The organism is Phycisphaeraceae bacterium (genome assembly GCA_019454185.1).
Classification (GTDB): domain Bacteria; phylum Planctomycetota; class Phycisphaerae; order Phycisphaerales; family UBA1924; genus JAHBWV01.
The window spans coordinates 2,226,698-2,242,564 of record CP075368.1; the positions used below are offsets into that span (position 1 = coordinate 2,226,698).

Annotated in this window: 11 protein-coding genes; 5 read left to right on the forward strand and 6 right to left on the reverse strand. The window is 63.1% G+C overall.

Annotation, left to right across the window (positions count from 1 at the left end; genetic code table 11):
- Positions 1–18: 18 nt before the first annotated feature.
- The 4 genes from KF838_09555 to KF838_09570 all read right to left on the reverse strand — a co-directional run bounded on the left by KF838_09555 (position 19) and on the right by KF838_09570 (position 6,479).
- Positions 19–636: a DUF3341 domain-containing protein gene (locus KF838_09555; protein ID QYK47030.1), complete on the reverse strand. Its 618-nt coding sequence runs from the start codon at positions 634–636 to the stop codon at positions 19–21.
- A 1-nt stretch (position 637) separates the two neighbouring features.
- Entirely contained in the window at positions 638–2,170 is a 1,533-nt protein-coding gene (gene nrfD, locus KF838_09560) for a polysulfide reductase NrfD (GenBank protein QYK47031.1), read from the reverse strand.
- Positions 2,167–5,712, reverse strand: a complete 3,546-nt coding sequence (locus KF838_09565; protein ID QYK47032.1) for a TAT-variant-translocated molybdopterin oxidoreductase — start codon at positions 5,710–5,712, stop codon at positions 2,167–2,169. Before KF838_09565 ends, nrfD begins: the two co-directional genes overlap by 4 nt.
- Before the next feature lie 71 nt (positions 5,713–5,783).
- Positions 5,784–6,479: a cytochrome c3 family protein gene (locus KF838_09570; GenBank protein ID QYK47033.1), complete on the reverse strand. Its 696-nt coding sequence runs from the start codon at positions 6,477–6,479 to the stop codon at positions 5,784–5,786.
- Between the two features lie 308 nt (positions 6,480–6,787).
- Between KF838_09570 and KF838_09575 the strand changes: the two genes are divergently transcribed.
- The 3 genes from KF838_09575 (at position 6,788) to KF838_09585 (ending at position 11,371) form a co-directional block, all read left to right on the forward strand.
- Entirely contained in the window at positions 6,788–8,149 is a 1,362-nt protein-coding gene (locus tag KF838_09575) for a COX15/CtaA family protein (GenBank protein ID QYK47034.1), read from the forward strand.
- Positions 8,150–8,364: 215 nt separating this feature from the next.
- Complete coding sequence (locus tag KF838_09580) at positions 8,365–10,014, forward strand: DUF1800 domain-containing protein (GenBank protein ID QYK47035.1); 1,650 nt, start codon at positions 8,365–8,367, stop codon at positions 10,012–10,014.
- 34 nt (positions 10,015–10,048) lie between these two features.
- Positions 10,049–11,371, forward strand: coding sequence for a DUF1501 domain-containing protein (locus KF838_09585; GenBank protein QYK47036.1), 1,323 nt, complete (start codon positions 10,049–10,051; stop codon positions 11,369–11,371).
- A 23-nt stretch (positions 11,372–11,394) separates the two neighbouring features.
- On the opposite strand, the gene KF838_09590 is transcribed toward KF838_09585, so the two are convergent.
- A complete protein-coding gene (locus tag KF838_09590; GenBank protein ID QYK47037.1) occupies positions 11,395–11,952 on the reverse strand; it encodes a hypothetical protein in 558 nt (185 codons plus the stop codon).
- A gap of 55 nt (positions 11,953–12,007) precedes the next feature.
- On the reverse strand, positions 12,008–12,634 hold the full coding sequence (locus tag KF838_09595; protein ID QYK47038.1) for a superoxide dismutase: 627 nt from the start codon (positions 12,632–12,634) through the stop codon (positions 12,008–12,010).
- Between the two features lie 683 nt (positions 12,635–13,317).
- On the opposite strand from KF838_09595, the gene KF838_09600 reads away from it, so the two are divergent.
- Positions 13,318–14,439 (forward strand): sigma-70 family RNA polymerase sigma factor, encoded by a 1,122-nt coding sequence (locus KF838_09600; GenBank protein QYK47039.1) that lies wholly within the window; start codon positions 13,318–13,320, stop codon positions 14,437–14,439.
- Positions 14,440–14,687: 248 nt separating this feature from the next.
- On the forward strand, positions 14,688–15,845 hold the full coding sequence (locus KF838_09605) for a PilT/PilU family type 4a pilus ATPase (protein QYK47040.1): 1,158 nt from the start codon (positions 14,688–14,690) through the stop codon (positions 15,843–15,845).
- Positions 15,846–15,867 lie beyond the last annotated feature (22 nt).

A 15,867-nucleotide genomic window follows, 5' to 3' on the forward strand; every position in this document is an offset into this window, starting at 1 on the left:
TGCGAGGGAATGGATCGATCAGGACTCAACGAGTTCGATGCCCGTGCCGCCCGCGGACTCGAGGAGCGTCTTGACGGCATTGGGCTCGAACTTGGCATCGGATGCCTCAATGGCGATGAAGAAACCATCATCGCTGGACTTGAGGAAGCGTTTGCTGTTGAAAATGGGGTGGTGCCAACGGGGGAGCCCGTTGAGCGCGAGCATACCGATGAGCGTCGCGAAGGCGCAGTGCAGAATGCCGAGCTCGAAGGTGACGGGGGTGAAGGGTTCCCACGCGGTGAACGGCTTGCCCTGGACGACAATCTTGTAGTCGACGCTGATGAAGAGCTGGAGGAGGAAGCCGACCGCAGCACCGCCGAGGCCGACAGAGCCGGCGATCAGCGGGAGGATGGTGCGTTTGATGCCCATCGCCTCTTCAAGACCGTGGATCGGGAACGGGGTGTGGACATCCCACCGCTTGTAACCGGCGTCGCGGACCTTCTCGGCGGCGTGGTAGACGTCGGCGGGTGTCGCGAACTGCGCGATGATCGCGTGAACCTCGGCACCGCTGGGGGTGACGAAGCGTCCGGGCTTGCGCTTCAGGAACGGGAAGTAGTCCGCGATGTCGTTGAGCGTAAAGGGAAGGGACAGGTTCATCTCAGTGGGCTCCCTTTCCGTGTGAGTCGCCGTGGTGGTGAGGGCTGGCTTCGGGCATCACGGCCTTGAGCTCGGCGATGGCGAACATGGGGAGGAAGCGTGTGAAGAGGAGGAAGAGCGTGAGGAAGAGGCCGCACGAGCCCACGAAGGTGAGGATGTCGACGAGCGTGGGGTGGAACATGTGCCACTCACCGGGGAGGAAGGCGCGGTGGAGCGAGGAGACGATGATGACGAATCGCTCGAACCACATGCCGATCGTGACGAAGACGGAGACGATGAAGATCACGAGCGGGCTCTGTCGGAACCTTCGGAACCAGAAGAGCTGGGGACTGATGACGTTGCAGGAGATCATCGTCCAGTAGGCCCACCAGTAGGGGCCGGTGGCGCGGTTGATAAAGACCTCCTTCTCGTAGTCGTTTGCGCCGTACCAGGCGATGAAGAACTCCATCGCGTAGGCGAAGCCGACCATGGAGCCGGTGAGGAGGAGGATCTTGGCCATGTTCTCGAGGTGACGGAGCGTGAGGAGGTTCTTCATCCCTGGGAAGAGCTCACGCGCGGGGATGAGGAGGAAGAGGACCATCGCAAAGCCGCCGAAGATCGCGCCCGCGACGAAGTAGGGCGGGAAGATGGTGGTGTGCCATCCGGGGAGGATGGAGGTGGCAAAGTCGAAGGAGACGATCGAGTGGACCGAGAGGACCAGTGGCGTTGAGATGCCGGCGAGGATGAGGTACGCGGCCTCGTAGCGGTGCCAGTGGCGTCCGCTGAATCGCCATCCGATCGAGAGCAGCCCGTAAACGAACGCGCGGATGCCGTCGCCCTTGAGGGCAGCGGGACCGCCGGCCTTCGCCTCACGCAGGCGACGATCCGCACGATCGCGGAGCGTGGCGAGGTCGGGAATCATGCCCATGTACCAGAAGAGGGCCGAGACTGTGGCGTAGGTCGAGACGGCGAAGACGTCCCAGAGGAGCGGTGATCGGAAGTTGGGCCAGATGTAGTTGTAGTTCGGGATCGGGAAGAGCATCCACGCCATCCACACGCGACCGACGTGGATGCCGGGGAAGATGCCCGCACAGATCACCGCGAAGATCGTCATCGCCTCGGCGGAGCGATTCACCGCGGTGCGCCACTTCTGCTTCAGCAGGCAGAGAATGGCGGAGATCAGGGTGCCGGCGTGGCCGATACCGATCCAGAAGACGAAGTTGGTGATGTCCCACGCCCAGTCGACCTGGTTCGTGAGTCCCCAGACGCCCACGCCCGTGATGATCAGGTAGCCGACCATCAGACCGATGAGCGATGCGACGCTCGCGGCCATGAGTGTGGCGGGGAGCCACCACTTGCCTGGTCCCTTCTCGGCGTAGCCGCAGACCGTCTCGGTGACATCGTTGAAGGACATGCCGCCGAGGACGAGTGGAGCTCGCACTGCGGGGTCATCGATCAGCGTGCCGTCACCGGTATCGGGATTGCCGATGAGTGCGCCGGCCTTGAGACCGGCGAGTCGCCTGGCGTTGGCTTCGTCAGGGTGCAGGGTGGTCATGCATGAACTCCAGCACTCGCGCCAAGGACTCGGAGCGAGAGCGCGTATCCGTCATCGGTGCTGCGTTTGCGGGAATCGAAGAAGGCGTGTCCGTTGCCATGGGCATCGGCGTGTCCGTCGTGATCGTGTCCATGGTCGCCGTGGCCGTGATCACCGTGACCGTGGTGGAACGGATCCTCGACGGGCTTGCGGAGCTTGGGGTTGGGGTTGCTGACGCGGACCATGTGGCTGGTGCGCGGGCGTGTGTTGAGGTATCCGAGCAGCATGTAGGAACGCTGGTTCTGACGCGCCTTGCTCACCTTGCTCGACTCGTCGAGGATGTCACCGAACGTGATCGCGTTCGAGGGGCATGCCTGCTGGCAGGCGACCTGGAAGAAGCCGTCCGGAATACCCGGCAGGCCCTGGAGCTTCGTCTCGACGCGCGCGGCGTTGATGCGCTGCATGCAGTAGGAGCACTTCTCCATGACGCCGCGGCTGCGGACCGTGACGTCGGGGTTCATCTTCATCCGAGAGATCTCGTCGAGCTTCTGGCGGAGACGAGGCGGGATGAGGTTGACGTTCTTGGGACCGCCGCCCGGCATGAGGTCTTTGCCGTAGTAAGAGCCGTTGAACTTGGTGACGGCATAGTCGAAGAAATTGAAGCGGCGGACCTTGTAGGGGCAGTTGTTGGCGCAGTACCGCGTGCCGATGCAGCGGTTGTAGGCCATGTCGTTGGTGCCCTCGGTGCCGTGCGCGGTGGCGTTCACGGGGCAGACTGTCTCACAGGGGGCGTTCTCGCAGTGGACGCAGGCCACGGGCTGGTGGTACATCGCCTCGGGGCTGTTGATGTCGTCGCCGATGAAGTAGCGATCGACGCGGATCCACGTCATCTCGCGGCCCTTGGCGGTCTCTTTCTTGCCGACGACGGGGATGTTGTTCTCGCTCTGGCACGCGATCGTACACGCGCCGCACCCGGTGCAGGAGGAGAGGTCGATCGTCATGCCCCACTGCGGCCCGCGCGAGTAGCGAGCACCTGGCTTGGGATCGACAAGCGAATCATTGAAGGGGTTGGCGTAGATGCCGATGTTCGGAGGGGTGTGGCTGAGTTCACCGAGCTTCTCCGCGAAAGAGAGCTCCTTCACTTTGCCCGCGTAGATGTGATCGGGCTCGGAGACCGGGGGCTGATCGCCGAACTTCTTCCAAGCTGGCAGATCGACGCTGCGGACGATCGCGGTGCGACCCTCCATGGACCAGTGGTTCTGCGTGCTGGCGATGAGATGTGTGCCGCTTGATTTGGTCAGGCGCACATTGCGGACGATGCGTCCGGACTTGCTCTCACGGACCTTGTTGGCATCGAAGCCGACAGGATCGGACTCGTTGCCGCCCACGTGGCCGCACACGCGCCGGCCGTAGCCGAGCGGGAAGAGCACGGTGTTGTCGGCCATGCCCGGCAGAATCCAGACGGGAACCTGCATGGAGCGACCGCCGACGGCGAGAGTCGCCATCTGTGCGTGCGGGTACTTGGGCTTGGTGTAGATGCGTGAGGGGTCTTTGTCGGAGTAGCCGACGGGCTCAACGCCGAGAGCACGAGCGGTCGCCGGGCTGACAAGTGCGGGATTGTCCCACACGACGCGTGTGCCGACATCCGGCAGTTCCTGGAGCCACGCGTGATTGGCGAAGCGGCCGTCGTAGATGCGGCACGTCGTGAACGCGAGGTCGAGCGAGTCCTTCGTCGGCGCGGGGCCGACGGCCAGCGTGCGAGCGGCCTCAGCGATCGCGCCCATGTTGGCGGCCCATGCTACGGGGCTGCGTGGCGAGACCGGGGCGACACCGTCATGGAGCGAGCGGCGCCATGACTTCTCAAAGTCACCGGGCATCACGCCCTTCCACGTGGCACGCACAATCTCGAACCCGTCTGTCGTCGAGTGGCCCGCGATCATGGCGAGAAGTTCGATGTCCGAGTGCGCCGGAGCGTAGAGCGGCGCGATCATCGGCTGAACGGGTGAGAGCGTGCCGTCGGCGGCGATCGTGTCTCCCCATGATTCGAGGTAGTGCGTTCCGTTGAGCGACCACGTGGAGATCGACTCGGTCTCGTTGGCATCGACGGAGAGCGTGATCGTCGTCGCCTTCGCCATGCGGGCCGCGAAGTCGAGATCGGCCGGCGCGTCGTACGCCGGGTTCACGTTGAGCATGACAAGCGTCGTCGCACGACCGGTCGCGAGCATCTCGGCGACGGCCGCGACAGAGGCGGTCGAGCTGGAGGCCTCCTCCGCGGACATCTGGCTGTAGGCGACGGTGTTGCCGACGTTCCCGAGCAGCGCGTTGAGGCCGTGCACGATGGCGTGGACGGCGGGAGACTGAGCCGCGCCGGCCATGATCGCGGAGCGGCCGCGGTTTGCGCCATCCACCAAGTCGTCCGCGACTGCGTCGATGAACTTCTGATCGATATCGGGACCGGGCTCGAAGGTGGCCATCGCAACGGCGGCGCCCAGCGCGGAGGCGCTGGGGCCCAGACGCTGGCAGACGGCCCTCGCGATCGCGATGGCGTACGCGCCGATTCGCGCGGGAGAGACGCGGAGTCGATGGTCCGCGTTGGAGCCGGTGTGGGAGAAGCCGCTCTCGACCATGTAGACGCGGCTCATCTCATCGTGGGTCGTCATGACAGCGCGAGTCGCCGCGAGTTCGCGTGCGTGAACAAGGGAGGCGGGTTCCTGCTCGACGAAATCGCGATCGAGTGAGAGGATCACCCTTGCCTTTGAGAGAGTGAAGATCTCACGCCCGGGCTTGCCGAAGGCGATCTCGGAGCCGCGCGATGAGCCCTCGGCCTCGCCCGCGTCGTACGCGGACCAGACGGCCTTCGGGAACTTCTTGAGGACGGCGTCGCGCATCGCGTCGCGTGTCGGGCTGGACTTCTTGTCAGCGAGGAAGACGAGCCCCTCGCCACCGTTCGAGGCATAGGTTGCAAAATGGTCCTTCGACCACGTCGCGAAGTCGTCCCACGAGGCGGGAAGACGGCCTCGTGCAGGATTCTGATAGGCGGGCTGCTTCAGGCGATCGGGGTCGTAGAGGCCCAAGATGCTCGCGAGCGACCAGACAGAGGCCTTGCCGCGGTTGATCGGATGGAGCGGATTGCCCTCGATCTTCGTCGGGCGTCCCTCGTGCGTCTCGACGACGAGGCCCTCGGCTCCGCCGCCGGGGAGGGGCATGCTCGTCGCGTAATAGAGCGGCTTGCCGGGGATGACATCTTCCGGCACTTCGCGCGAATAGGCGAGGATCTTGTGATCGGGACGGCGGCAACCGGGGATCGTGGCGGCTCCCGCGAGGGCGAACGACGCGCCCATCACCTTGATGAAGTCGCGCCGCGATGCTGCGTCGAGTTCCGACGCGCCGGCGGGAAACTCTCTTTCAAGGAAGTCGCGGTACTCGCCGCTGTCGGCGAACTCCTCGACGCTACGCCAGTACTTGGCGCCGCCTGCGAGCCCCGCGTTGACGCGGTCCGGCTCGCGACGGTTTGCATCGGGAGTCAACTTTCCCTTGGTGGATGGGCACTGGTCGTGGCTCATGCTCGACGTTCCAACTTGCCGTGTGTTCGAACTTCAATGACAGAACGCTCTGGACGATGATGCGGGAGGGGTCAGTAGTGGCACGCGCCGCAGTGCTGGGGCGGGCTCTCTCGAAGTTGCTCTTGGAGTTTGCGTGCCTGCGCATCGCCCTTCTTGACTGTGGCCAGATGCTGCTCAACCCAGAAGAGATTTGTCACCTTGTCCGGCGGAACGAGGTACTTCTCAGGGGTCTTCTCGACGCCCCGGTGGCAGTCGAGGCACCAGCCCATGCCGAGCCCCTCGGCCTGAAAGACCACAGGCATCGCGGTGATCTGGCCGTGGCACGAGTAGCAGGAGACGCCTGCGTTGATGTGCGCGGCGTGGGGGAAGTTTCGCACGTAGTCAGGAAGCTTGTGGACCCTGCGCCACTCGACGCTGTGGTCCTTGGCGTAGGCCTCGCGGATAAACGCGACTTTCTCACCGGGATCAAACGCCGTAGCGAGACGTTCCTCGGCATGGCACCCGATGCACGTGGCGACAGCGGGGATGTTCGCCTCGTTTGATTCTTCAACTTTGGTGTGGCAATAGCGGCAATCCATGCCGAGCTTGCCGGCGTGAATCTGGTGATTGAAGCCGCTGCCGGGCTGGGTGGGCATGTAGCCGACCTCGAAGTAATCGGGCGTCGCCCAGTACCACGTGCCGACAACGACAGCCATCGTCGCGCCGCCGCCGCCCATGGCGAGCAGCGTCGGAACCATGTTCAACCACTTCGGAAAGATCGTGGCCATCCAAGAGACTCCACAAGCCGCGAGGCGAATCGCCGGAGCGAGGAGCGTCGCGTGAGGATGAACCGCCCCACTTCCCGCGCACCCGCGACGGGAAGAGTTCCAACGGCTCACTCGGAACGAAGTTATCAGATCCTCAACTGTTGTCCAATCGGCTCTGTTTTCTGCGAGACAGCAATTTGTGCCGCCCTACCGTATCTTGTCAAGCAAAGACACTGGTACATACCTAACTGAGACAGAGTCTCAATCGAATCCGGCTGTTTCGCTCGACTCGACTCGAGTGCCTATCTTTGACCGTACAAGGAGGCCCGATGAACGCTGGCCAGAGTATGGGCTCGTTTGCTCCCGGGATCACCTGTGGGTTTGCGACGGCAACAGTTTTTTATGTCGCGGCGTGGGTCACGCATCTCCCGGTGCTTGATCTTGAGGCGCGACTCGCCGGTCCGGCGATTCTCGTTTCGTGGTTGCTGGGCGCGCTGGTCATGGGCCGAGGCGTGGCTCGGGGCCAGGCGGCTCTCGCGGGTCTCGTGGCAGGTGTGACGACTTCGCTGCTCATCCTGATTCCCCTCGGGTCGGCGCTGGTGGAAACCCCGGAGGGCGATATCCCACTCCCCGGAACAAGTGGCCTTGCGTCGAACGCGGCGATGCGTGCGGGCGGCTTCATGGCGGTCGCGATCGCTGTTGGCTTCATCGGGACATTCGTCGGATCGAGAGTATCCGGCGCGCCGACCAGGCCCGGGCGGGCGTGGCTGTCGCGCTTTGCTGCGGTTGCTTGCGTCGCCACGCTCCCGCTGATCGCCATCGGCGGGATCGTGACGACAACGGATGCGGGCATGGCGTTCCCTGATTGGCCGACATCCGACGGCGCGAACATGTTCTTGTACCCGCTCTCGCTGATGGCCCGTCCTGACCGGTACTTCGAGCACACGCACCGGTTGTTCGGCGCGTTTGTCGGCCTCACGGTGCTCTCCCTGGCCATTTTCACGTTCGCAACGGAGCGGGCGAGGGGATTCCGGATCGCCGCTGCGATTCTCTTCGTTGCGGTCTGTGTTCAGGGGCTGATGGGCGCGGTTCGGGTCACGGAAGACAGCATGTCACTGCGATTCGTGCATGGATTCGCGGCCCAGGTCTTCTTCGGCAGTCTTGTGGGTTTCTCGGTCGCAGTCTCGGGCGCGTGGGCTCCAGTTGGGATATTGCAGCGCGATCCGCTTCTTCGACGGTTGAAGCTCTTCTCGACCATTTCTCTGCATTCGTGCCTGCTGCAGCACCTCTTAGGGGCGATGTACAGGCACATGAAGTACGGGGGCTCGAAGGGCGTTTCGCACATCCTCTACACCCATGCCGCACTCGCGTTCGTGGTATTCGTTGCCTCGATCATCGCGGTGATTGTCGGGAGCAGTGCGGCGGGCGTGGCCGGCCCGCTCGGGAGGCCGATCAAGCGTTGGACCACGATCCTGGGCGCAACGGTGTCGATCCAGTTCCTGCTGGGATGGGGCGCGTTCTTCGCCGTCATGCACGATAAAGGCGTCCTGACGAATCCCGCAGTGTCAACCGCGACCATCACAACCGCCCATCAGGCGAATGGCGCCCTCCTTCTGGGCTCGCTGGTGGTGGTCTGGCTCCTGTCGAGGCGGGCGTGGAAGGCGACTTCCGGCCCTGCACCCTCGGCCTGATGCCACACGCCAAACTTCTTGAAGTGCGGGACGTTCATTCCGATAGAGATCAAGGTCCGGATTCGGTATTCTGGCGCACGGGTCGACAGAGCCCGAGCGGCAGGTCTGTTTCGTCGAAGTTTGGGCAATGAAGGATCGGGCCCGGCGTTTGGCGAGTGCGTAGCAGAGTCGTCCGTGATCGCGCCCCGGTGCGAGTGAATCGAGAGGTCGAAGCGATGCTCCGATCCAGACAGATCAGCGATCCGCCGCCGGGCTCTGACGAGCCCCCGGTGGCGGCTCCAGATGGCCCCCCTGCGGATCTTCATGTTGAGCCGGAGCGGGCCGAAGAGAGGCCACGAGGTCCGAAACCAAGGATCGATCCATCCTCGCCGATTCCTGATGCTGATTTCACGCCCGAGCACGCCCGGCATCTGCTCTGGCGATCCGGGTTCGGGGGCACGCCCGAGCAGATCCAGACGCTCGCGGCATGGGGGCCGACGCGCTCGGTCGATTATCTGCTGAACGTCGGCGACATCCCGTTCGACGGGGTGGTCACCGACTTGTTCAAGAACGACATCATGCGTGCGCCGACAGCCGAGGAGCGTGCCGCGGCTCGAGTGGCGGCTCGGTCTCAGGACGAAGAGTCGTTGGCGCGGTTCCGAGTGATGCGTCAGCAGGCAGAACGAGCGGATCGGCTGCAGATTCGCGAGGTGCAGGAGTGGTGGCTGTCTCGGATGATCCAGACACCCCGTCCGCTTGAGGAGAAGATGACGCTGTTCTGGCACGGCCACTTTGCGACGAGTTACCGCACGATCGAGAACTCGTACCACATGTTCCGTCAGAACCAGCTCTTCCGGGCGAACGCGCTCGGGAACTACGGCAAGCTGATGTACGAGATCATCCGCGACCCGGCGATGCTCGCGTATCTGGACAACAACGACTCGCGCAAGGGGCGTCCGAATGAGAACCTGGCACGCGAGTTGATGGAGCTCTTCTCTCTCGGCGTGGGCAACTACACGGAGAATGACATCCGCGAGGGGGCTCGCGCACTGACCGGGTACACCTTCAATGAAAATGAGTTCGTCTTTCGGCGTCAGGACCATGACAACGGACGGAAGAACATCCTCGGTCGATCGGGGACTCTCGATGGGGACGGCTTCGTGACCGCGATCCTTGAGAAGCGAGCGACATCGCGGTTCATGGCCCGCAAGCTCTACCGCTACTTCGTCGCCGACCTCCCCGAGAGAGAGAAGGACATGGATCCGGCGACGAAGCGGTACGTCGACGGGATTGCGAGCACGCTCGCATCGCGTCGGTACGAGTTGAAGCCCGTGCTCCGTCAGCTCTTTCTCTCGCGCCGGTTCTACGAGAGCGAAGTGATGGGGCAGCAGATCAAGAGCCCGGTGCAACTGGTCGTCGGCGCGGTTCGCTCGCTCAGAACCCCGGTACGAGATCTCGGGACGCTGCTCGACGCGATGGACCTGATGGGGCAGTCGATCTTCTTCCCGCCGAGCGTGAAGGGCTGGGATGGCGGGCGGTCTTGGATCAACACGTCCACGATGTACGTGAGACAGAACGTGCTGACGTTCCTCCTGACGGGACGCAAACCCCGCGGCAGAGACGCCGGCGCTTCCATTGAGCAGTATGAACCGAGCCGCCTAGTGGCTGAGATCGCCGAGCGTGACCCCGCGATCCGCACCGATGTGGAGGCAATGCTCCGGGCCATGGCGCGGTTCGTCGTGGGACGCGACAGCGAATCTCTCATCGCGCCGCTGCGTGCATACGTCGCGGGCGCGACTTCCGGTGGAGCCGCGCCGACAGACCCGCGAGTGCTGACAGGCGTGCTGCTTCTGCTGACCGCGGCACCCGAGTACCAACTGAACTGATCGGCATCGTGTAGGACTAGTAGAGGAACGCGCCATGAGCAACGAGAACCGATCACCATTCACCAGGCGAGAGTTCCTCACGACATCTCTCACGTTCGCCAGCGCGTCGCTGACGGTCCCGTCGTTCCTGCAGCGGTCGGCGTTTGCAGTGGGGCAGCCCACACGATCGCTCACGTCGATACCGGGCGTGGATCAGGGCCGCATTCTCGTCGTCGTGCAGCTGTCGGGCGGCAACGACGGGCTGAACACCGTCGTTCCATACGGATTCGACGCCTACTACAGGATGCGCCCCGGCATCGGCGTCAGCGCGAATCAGGCCCTTCGTTTGTCGAAGGCGGATGGTGTGGGCTTGCATCCCGCGATGACGGGGCTCCACGATCTGCACGAGAACGGACTGCTCTCGATCGTGCAGGGTGTCGGGTACCCGAACCCCAATCGCTCACACTTCAAGTCCATGGACATCTGGCACACGGCGGACACGAACGCCACGGGCGACGGCTGGCTGGGCAAGTACGTCGACTCACAGTGCTGCGGTGAGGGCAAGGGCGAGAGCGGCACGCCGGAGTCTGCCGGCCCTGCGACCGAGCCGCCGATCGCGATCGGGCGGACCGCGCCGCTGGCGCTTCAGGCGCGGAAGGTGGTTCCGGTGTCGTTCGAGTCAGCAGACTTGTTCCGCTGGGTCGGGCAGGATGCGAGCAAGTCTCTGGCGCAGCCATACGACGCGATCGTAGAGAGAGGCGTCACCGACGAGGTCGATCCGGCGAGCAACGCCGCGTTTCTCATGCGGACCGCGCTCGACGCCAGAGTGTCGAGCGACCGCATCCGAAAGGCCGTCTCGGCCCGAGCGCTTGTCGAGTATCCGAGGACGGGGTTGGCCCGCGATCTTTCGATGGTCGCTTCGATGATCAGGGCCGAGCTGCCGACCCGTGTGTACTACGTCTCTTTCGGCGGGTTCGATACGCACGCCGGCCAGGGCGGCGCACAGGGCTCGCACGCGAATCTGCTCAGGCAATTCGGCGATGCGCTCAAGGCGTTCTACGCCGATCTTAAGGCACAGGAGAATGACCGGCGCGTGCTCACCATGTGCTTCTCGGAGTTCGGACGCAGAGCCGCCCAGAACGCATCAGGCGGCACCGACCACGGCACAGCAGCACCGATGTTCCTTGCGGGGCCCATGGTCAGGCCGGGCCTGATCGGAAACCACCCATCGCTCACGGACCTGGACAACGGGGATCTGAAGCACGGGCTGGATTTCCGATCGGTGTACGCGGGAATCCTCAAAGACTGGATGCAGACCGAGCCCGAGAAGGTGCTCGATCGATCGTTCCGTCCGGCGGTGCTGTTCAAGAAGGCATGACAATGAGGTGTCGTGTTCGCGTCTCACGGCTGGTCGACAAATGACCGCACGATCACGCGCGCACGACGGGCACCGTCAGCGTCTGGCGCGGCATCGACCGGGAGCGTTCGCCGCGGCATCGCGACGCCCGGACGCTCGGGATTGCTCTCGAACGAGAAGGGTGTGCCGCGTGTGATCGAGAACTCGAACGCCGCGCCCTCGGGGATCTCGGCTCGCCAGTACCAGATGCCCGACTCCCCCTCTGTCATCATCGCGCCGGGATGCGCGGGATCCCAATTCACGAGCGTGCTCGTGAGGTACAGCGGCTGATCCGCCGTGCCGAGGCCGGACCGATCATCGACGCTGATCTCCCAGAGTTGAGTCGCATCGCTCTCGCGGCTCGATCCGTCGGCGCGACGACCCGCCAAGCGTTCGCCGATGGCGTTTGCACCACCGGTCTGCCCCGCGCCCTGGCCTCTCGGGGCTGGCATCGCGATCGGCCCGTGCTGGAGGGATCTGGCGATCCAGACACACAGGAAGACGACAACCGCGAGGGGAAGTATCAGCCACGCGGTCAGCAGGATGTGCTTCTTTGTGACCAACGAGATTCTCGTTCACGACACACGGATCACAACGGTGCTCTGATCCGCGAGGCGTTCACTTCGCTTTGGCGAAGTTCTCTTGGACCTTCGCCCAGTTCACGATCGTCCAGAACGAAGCCACATAGTCGGCGCGTCGGTTCTGGTAGTTCAGGTAGTAGGCGTGCTCCCAGACATCGAGACCGAGGATCGGCGTACCGCCACAACCCGCCACGGACTCGCCCATCAGCGGGTTGTCCTGGTTGGCGGTCGAGCAGATCTCAAGCTTGCCATTCTTCACGCACAGCCAGGCCCAGCCGGAGCCAAATCGCCCCATCGCGGCGGCGGCGAACTTCTCTTTCATGGCATCGAGTGACCCGAAAGAGGCGTTGATCGCTTCGGCGAGAGGGCCGGTGGGCGTGCCGCCCGTGCCGGGGGCTGCAAGGATCGACCAGAACATGGAGTGATTGACGTGCCCGCCGGCGTTGTTGCGAACGGGGCCGCGTTTCTCGTCCGGAAGATCTTTAAGAGACTTGATCACCTCAACCGGGTCCATGTCTGCCCAGGGTGTTCCTTCGAGTGCCTTGTTCGCGTTGTCGACATACGCCTTGTGGTGCTTGCCGTGGTGGATCTCCATCGTCGCAGCGTCGATCGCAGGGACGAGTGTGTTTGTTGCATAAGGAAGTGCCGGGAGCGTAAAGGGCATTCGATGTACTCCTCAATTGCGGAGAAAGTGCCTGACTGTCGCTCTTTGATGTGCGAGCAAAGAGAAAGGTGTCTCGTTGATACCAAACAAAATACGAATTTATGAGCGAAACAGAGCCCCGCTTCGAACAAGCGGTGGAAAAGCCATGGATACAACTTGCCGTTTTGCGAAGCCAGTGTATTCTGGCAACCCGGAATTCAGCGGACGGCAAGGATGCCGCTTCGAGTACCGCTCCGTGGGGATTATTGGACGTTGAATGGCGTGGTCAAATCCGGGAGAGAACTTCCCGGAAGCGACCCAGATGGCAGACGGCCGGGAGACCCCGGACGAATGTCTGCATCTGAATTGAGTGGTTTGGATCCGTTTGCCGGTCGGTCACGAAGTTCGGCTGCGGGTTGCTGGGGTGGACGCCGGGGTTTCTAAGAGAAGTTCTCAAGTAGTGAAACAAAGTTGGACCAAAAACCGTAAGATGGAGAACAGGATCGCCGCGTGCGGAGTGGCATGTCGGCAGGGCAAGGGAAAGGGAACACATCACGTCGAACTGGTCCTCCGCCACCCTTGATCCTGGGTGTGGCACGGTTCGGCACGGCCCTCGTCTGAATGAAGACGTGGGCGCGAGAGCGTGATGGTGTTGAAACGGGCGCGAATGACTCGCGCCCTAGACACGAAGGGTTGGAACGGTCATGAGACAGATCATCAGCAAACGAAACCCGTCGCCTCTGGAGCAGGTGCGCCGTCGCCACCGGGTTGACATTGTCGAGTCGGCGGGCGCTTCCGATTCGAAGGCCGCGCGGAAGCGGCTTTCGGCAGAGGATGAGCGCCTTCTGAACCAGATCCTTGAGTCTGAGCAGGACTTCATCGACTCTCCGGTCTTTTACGAGCCCGGAGCGGAGAAGCAGATCTACGACCAGGCCCCGGATATCGCCAAGCCGGATACCTCGTGGTATCACCCGGTGATGGACGATCTCTCCGCGGCTCGCGGTCGCACCGTGAAGTCTGCGCAGCAGGTCATCCTGACCGGCGCGGAGGAGAAGGTCCTCTTCCACCAGTTCAATTACGCACGTTTCCGCGTGTACTCGCTCCAGAAAGATGTCTGGGCATCGCCTGCACGTCAGCCCAATCCGTCACAGGCGGAGGAGATCCTGCGCTGGTACCGCCTCTCCGAGCGGATCCGCGAGCAGATCGCCGAGACGAACCTCGCTCTCGTCCTGGCCATGGCCAAGCGGACCCGCATGAGCGAGGTGGACTTCGCCGATCTGGTCAGCGAAGGCAACATGGCTCTGCTTCGCGCTGTCGATAAGTTCGACGCGGGGCGCGGCTACAAGTTCTCGACCTACGCGTGTCGCGCGATCCTCAAGGCGTTCAGCCGCCAGGGGATGAAGCTCTCCAAGTATCGCCAGCGCTTCCCGACGGACTTCGATCCGAAGCTGGAGCGTTCGGACTTCCTGGAGACCAAGCGAGCGACGTTCGAGAAGGACGCCGCGGAAGAGGTGAAGCGGATCGTGCTGGACAACCGTGCAGACCTGACGGATGTCGAGCGCACTGTGATCGAGCACCGCTTCGGGCTTGAGTCAGGCGACAACGAGAAGCCGATGACACTTGAGCAGGTGGGTCAGATCATCGGCGTGACGAAGGAGCGTGTTCGCCAGATCCAGAACAAGGCGATGGAGAAGATCCGCCTGACGCTCGAGGCCTCCTTCCTCGGTACAAAGGAGGAGGAAGAGGGCGAGACTGAGCAGGGAGGACAGTCGGGCTCAGAGACCGGATCAACGCAGACCCCGCAGGGTCTCGTTGCACTGAACTGAGTTCCGGGAAAGCCCGGCCGAATCATCGAGTTGAACCCGTCAGAGCCCGGACAGCGTCGTCCGGGCTCTGTCTTTCTTAGCCACTAGAGGACGCTCTGCCTGATCCGTTCGGACTCTGGTGCGTACCCTACTGACCCTCCTGAATTGGTTCGGGAGGGCGGTGTTGTTGCTGCGCCGACGCCCCATCTGCGGGTGTCGGGCACTCCGGGTCTAGTGTGCGTTCTCAGTCGAGAAAGTGAGCGTTGAGGATGTCGATCGGGTCAGACAGTCAAACCGGCGAGTCGATCACTGGCCACGTTTCGCTCACACGGAAGAAGGCGACCGACCCCCACGCGACGCGCTGGGGCGACTTCCTGAAGGCCACGATCAAGTTCGAGGCCTCTGACCTGATCATGAAGTCCGAGCAGGCACCGAAACTCCGCATCCGTGGCTCGCTCAAGCCGCTCGACACCCCGCCGGTCGGGATTGATGAGTTCTGGAAGATCGCGGAGACCATTCTCTCCGAGGAGCAACTGGCGGATCTGGCCAAGTTCGGCTCTGTCGACTTCGCGTACGACTACGACGAGCGGTGCCGCTTCCGCGTCAACCTCTTCCAGGCACGAGGCAAGCTCTCGGTCGCAGCCCGGCGCATCACCAGCAACATCCTCCCGTTCGAGGGGCTGCACCTTCCCGAGGTCATGGGACAGATCGCTCTCCAGCCGCAGGGCATCGTGCTCCTCTGCGGCGTGACTGGATCCGGCAAGTCAACGACCATCGCGTCGATGCTCGACTATGTGAACGCACAGAAGCCGGTCCACATCGTCACGATCGAGGACCCGATCGAGTACATCTTCGAGGACAAGAAGGCAACGATCAACCAGCGCGAGATCGGCATCGACTGCCTCGATTTCAAGACCGCGATGCGTGCGCTCGTCCGCGAGAACCCGGACATCGTGCTCATCGGCGAGATGCGCGACGCCGAGACCTTCGAGACCGCGCTCCAGGCCGCCGAGACCGGCCACCTGGTGTACGGAACCATCCACGCCTCGAGCACGACGCAGACCTTCAGCCGTATCTACGGCCTTTTCGAGCAGGAAGAGATCGAGCAGGTGCGGAAGATCCTGGGCTACCAGATGCGCGCGTTCGTCTACCAGAAGCTCCTCCCCACCCTTCACAAGAACATCCACCGCATCCCTGCCCTTGAGATCCTGATCAACGACGCCGTGGTGCAGAAGCACATCCTCGACGGGCGAGAGGGCGAGTTGCGGTCGTACCTCAACTCGATCGAGGCCCGCCAGCGCGGTATGGTCGACTTCAACCAGTCGCTTGTGGAACTGGTCGAGAAGGAGTACATTCACGTCCGCGTCGCGATGGACTCCTCTCCCAACGTTGACGAACTGAATATGAAGCTGAAGAAGCTTGGCTGATCCGCGGCGAGTGCCGAATCTG